This is a genomic window from Streptomyces sp. NPDC033165, assembly GCF_055577965.1.
Genome location: NZ_JBVIPK010000035.1, coordinates 1 through 4,360, shown reverse-complemented (window position 1 = coordinate 4,360; position 4,360 = coordinate 1). Strand labels below are relative to the sequence as shown.

The following is a 4,360-nucleotide window of genomic DNA, read 5'->3' as shown; positions in this document are numbered from 1 at the left end:
AAGACGATAAGCCCGTGGGGGCGCGGAAAGACACCCCCTTCCTCGGGTGCACTCCCCTCCCCCTTGCTTTTGTTGTTGCTCGCGCCCCGCCCCCCCCCCCCCCCCCCCCCCTTCCCCCCCCCCCCCCCCCCCCCCCCCCCCCCCCCCCCCCCGGCCGCTGTGGTGGGCGAAGCGCCGAACGGCCTCGCCCGGGAACGGCCGCAGGGCGCGTGCCGGAGGGTGTCTCAGTGGGCTCCGATGCCGGTGAGGGACTTGACCTCCAGTTCGGCGTACTTGTCGGTGTCGGCCTTCTCCTTGGAGATCAGCGAGCCGATCCAGCCGAGCAGGAAGCCGAGCGGGATCGAGATCAGGCCAGGGTTCTCCAGCGGGAACCAGGCGAAGTCGACGCTCGGGAACATCGAGCTCGGCTTGGAGGAGACGACCGGCGAGAACAGCACCAGCAGGACGGAGGAGGCGAGACCGCCGTAGATGGACCAGAGGGCGCCCTGCGTGGTGAAGCGCTTCCAGAAGAGGCTGTAGAGGATCGTGGGCAGGTTGGCGGAGGCGGCGACCGCGAAGGCCAGGGCGACCAGACCGGCCACGTTCAGGTCGCGGGCGAGCGCGCCGAGCGCGATGGAGACGACGCCGATGGCGACGGTGGCCCAGCGGGCGGCGCGGACCTCCTCCTTCTCGGTGGCCTGCCCCTTGCGGATCACGTTGGCGTAGATGTCGTGCGCGAAGGACGAGGAGGAGGCGAGGGTGAGTCCGGCGACGACGGCGAGGATGGTCGCGAAGGCGACGGCGGAGATCACCGCGAGGAGGATGGCGCCGCCGGTGGACCCGGAGCCGCCGCCGATCTCCAGGGCGGCGAGTGGCGCGGCGGTGTTGCCCGCCTTGTTGGAGGCGATGATGTCGCCCGGCTTGAGGATCGCGGCGGCGCCGAATCCGAGCACGATCGTCATCAGGTAGAAGGCACCGATGATGCCGATCGCCCAGTTCACGGACTTACGGGCAGCCTTGGCGGTGGGCACGGTGTAGAAGCGGATCAGGATGTGCGGCAGGCCTGCGGTGCCGAGGACCAGGGCGATGCCGAGCGAGATGAAGTCCAGCTTCGAGATGCCGGAGACGCCGTACTTCAGGCCGGGCTCCAGGAAGGCCGCGCCCTTGCCGCTGTTGCTGGCGGCGGTGCCGAGCAGGTCGGAGATGTTGAAGTTGAACTTCAGCAGGATCAGGAAGGTGATGAGCAGGGTGCCCGCGATGAGCAGGACGGCCTTGACCATCTGCACCCAGGTGGTGCCCTTCATGCCGCCGATGGTGACGTAGAGGATCATGAGCACGCCGACCAGGGCGACGATGACGATCTTCCCGAAGTCGCTGGTGATGCCGAGCAGCAGCGAGACCAGGACACCGGCACCGGCCATCTGGGCCAGCAGGTAGAAGATCGAGACGACGATGGTGGAGGTGCCCGCGGCGGTGCGGACGGGGCGCTGGCGCATCCGGTAGGCGAGGACGTCACCCATGGTGTAGCGGCCCGAGTTGCGCAGCGGTTCGGCGACCAGGAGCAGGGCGACGAGCCAGGCGACGAGGAAGCCGATGGAGTAGAGGAAGCCGTCGTAGCCGAAGAGGGCGATGGCTCCGGCGATGCCGAGGAAGGACGCGGCGGACATGTAGTCGCCGGAGACCGCGAGACCGTTCTGGAATCCGGTGAACTGGCGGCCGCCCGCGTAGAAGTCGGCGGCGCTCTTGGTCTGGCGGCCCGCCCACACGGTGATGAAGAGGGTCGCCACGACGAACGCGGCGAACAGTGTGATGATCATCGGCCGGTGCTCGCCCGCCCCGTCGGCGGCGAGCTGGACGGCGGGGTACGCGGCGGCGTGGGCGGCGCTCATGCGTCGGCCTCCATACGGAACTTGATCGCTTCGGCCTTCGGGTCGAGCTTGGCGGCGGCGTGCCGGGAGTAGAGCCAGGCGATGAGGAAGGTGGTGGCGAACTGGGCGAGCCCGAGGGCGAGCGCCACGTTGATGTTGCCGAGGACCTTGGTGGCCATGAATCCGCCCGCGTAGTTGCAGAGCAGGACGTACAGCAGATACCAGGTCACGAAGGCGACGGTGAGCGGGAAGGCGAAGGAGCGGTACGAGCGGCGCAGGTCGGCGAATTCCTCGCTCGCCTGGGCCGCCACGTACGCCTCCGCCGTGGGCTGGACAGGGCCGGTGTGCGTACTGCCCTCGGGCGGCGGCGGTGCATCGATAGTCACGGAATCTCCTCGCGACGCGGGTGCGGTGATCTGGGGGACGTCGGGTGTCATGGGAGGCCTCGCTGCCGGGGGACGGTGATGTGCCTCCTGGACAACGGCACGGAGGGCGCGACGAAGCGGTTCACCGCGCCTTTCGCCTTCTCGGATGGGTTCGTTCGTCTTCTCGGAGGTGTCCCGTTCATCCCCTCGGGGGCGCCCCGTTCGCCCTCGCGGGGGTGTCCCCTTCGTCCTCCCGGGCGTGCCCCGGCGGGTCGGGTTGTCCGAAAGTCACCCATTCGCATTCGGCCGCATCGGTCACTCTTCGAACTAACTTGCCCGCAAACGTTGATGTCTCGTGAAGATCAGCGATAGCTTCACTCGTCATGTACGCGACCGAACACGCCAGGTGTCCGGTCGACCGGCACGGATGATGTGGAGAACCCATGGCTCATCTGGCATCGAGGCGGACCCGCGCACTCGCGGTACCCCTCGGACTCGCGCTGACCGCCTCGCTCGGCTTCCTGCCGGCGGCGTCGGCCACGGCGGCTCCCGTCGGCGAGCAGACCTCCGCGACCGTGCGGACCGACGGGCCGAAGCTGTCCTACGTGGTCAACACGTGGGGCGGCCGCGGCACCGTCAAGCACGTCAAGAAGGCGATCGCCAAGGCAGGTGGCACGGTCGTCGTCGCCTATGAGCAGATCGGCGTCATCGTCGTCCACTCGCAGAACCCGGCCTTCGGCGACACGATCCGCAAGGCACGCGGCGTGAAGTCGGCCGGAGCCACCCGCACGAACCCGATCGTGCCGCAGGCGACCAAGGACGTCGGCGCCATAGCGCAGCCGCTCACCGCCGAGCAGGCGGCGGCCGCCGCAGCGGAAGCGCGGGCCGACGAGGACCCGCTGGAGCCCCTCCAGTGGTCGCTGCCCGCGATCAAGGCGGACAAGGCGCACGAGAAGTCGCTGGGCTCGAAGCGGGTGACGGTCGCCGTCATCGACACGGGCGTGGACGACACCCACCCGGACCTGGCCCCGAACTTCGACCGCCGCGCGTCGGCCAACTGCGTCACGGGCGCACCGGACACCACCGCCGGCTCCTGGCGTCCGGCGGCGGGCGAGAGCGACCACGGCACGCACGTGGCGGGCACCATCGCCGCCGCGAAGAACGGCTTCGGCGTGACCGGTGTCGCGCCGGGCGTCAAGGTCTCGGGCATCAAGGTGTCGAACCCGGACGGGTTCTTCTACACCGAGGCCGTCGTCTGCGGGTTCCTCTGGGCCGCCGAACACGGCGTCGAGGTGACCAACAACAGCTACTACACCGACCCGTGGCTGTTCAACTGCAAGAACGACCCGGACCAGGGCGCCCTGGTCGACGCCCTCACCCGCGCCGTGAAGTACGCGGAGCGCAAGGGCACGGTCAACGTCGCCGCCGCGGGCAACTCCCGCCACGATCTGGCGGTGGACGCGATCGAGGACAAGACCAGCCCGAACGACACCGAGCAGGTCACCCGGACGATCGACCCGAGCGCCTGCCCGGACATCCCGACCATGCTGCCGGGCGTCGTGACCGTCTCCGCCACGGGCGCGAAGGGCCTCAAGTCCTCGTACTCGAACTACGGCAAGGGCATCATCGACGTGGCGGCCCCGGGCGGTGACTCGACGGTCTACCAGACCCCCGAGCCCCCGGCCGTCAACGGGCTGATCCTGTCCACGCTGCCGGACGGCAAGTTCGGCTACAAGGCCGGTACGTCGATGGCCTCCCCGCACGTCGCGGGCGTCGTGGCCCTGATCAAGTCCAAGCACCCCTACGCCTCGCCCGCCGCGGTGAAGATGCTGCTGACGCTCCAGGCGGACGCCAAGGCGTGCGGTGAGCCGTACGACATCAACGGTGACGGGGTCATCGACGCGGTCTGCGAGGGCGGCAAGCACGACAACGGCTTCTACGGGTCCGGAGTGGTGGACGCGCTGGACGCGGTGCGCTGGTAGCAGCGGACGACAGCACGTCAGCGGGGGTGGGGGGGGGGGGGGGGGGGGGGGGGGGGGAGCAAACCCCCCCCCTCTCCCCCCCCCCCCCCCCCCCCCCCCCCCCCCCCCCCCCCCCCCGCTCCGAACGCAGGGGAGCGTGCGCAAGTCTGACTGCCCCCCAACCCCC

General features: G+C 69.8%; 3 protein-coding genes. 1 reads left to right on the top strand and 2 read right to left on the bottom strand.

The window, feature by feature from the left end:
• Positions 1-224: 224 nt before the first annotated feature.
• Complete coding sequence (locus tag ACZ5WC_RS33135) at positions 225-1,868, bottom strand: solute symporter family protein (protein ID WP_468544288.1); 1,644 nt, start codon at positions 1,866-1,868, stop codon at positions 225-227.
• On the bottom strand, positions 1,865-2,233 hold the full coding sequence (locus ACZ5WC_RS33130) for a DUF485 domain-containing protein (protein WP_468544287.1): 369 nt from the start codon (positions 2,231-2,233) through the stop codon (positions 1,865-1,867). Before ACZ5WC_RS33130 ends, ACZ5WC_RS33135 begins: the two co-directional genes overlap by 4 nt.
• Positions 2,234-2,655: 422 nt before the next feature.
• On the opposite strand from ACZ5WC_RS33130, the gene ACZ5WC_RS33125 reads away from it, so the two are divergent.
• Positions 2,656-4,194 (top strand): S8 family peptidase, encoded by a 1,539-nt coding sequence (locus ACZ5WC_RS33125; protein WP_468544286.1) that lies wholly within the window; start codon positions 2,656-2,658, stop codon positions 4,192-4,194.
• The last annotated feature ends 166 nt before the right edge of the window (positions 4,195-4,360 follow it).

Coding starts and splice junctions, on each gene's coding strand:
- ACZ5WC_RS33135 (WP_468544288.1), bottom strand. CDS start 1,868: ATGAGCGCCGCCCACGCCGCCGCGTACCCCGCCGTCCAGCTCGCCGCC.
- ACZ5WC_RS33125 (WP_468544286.1), top strand. CDS start 2,656: ATGGCTCATCTGGCATCGAGGCGGACCCGCGCACTCGCGGTACCCCTC.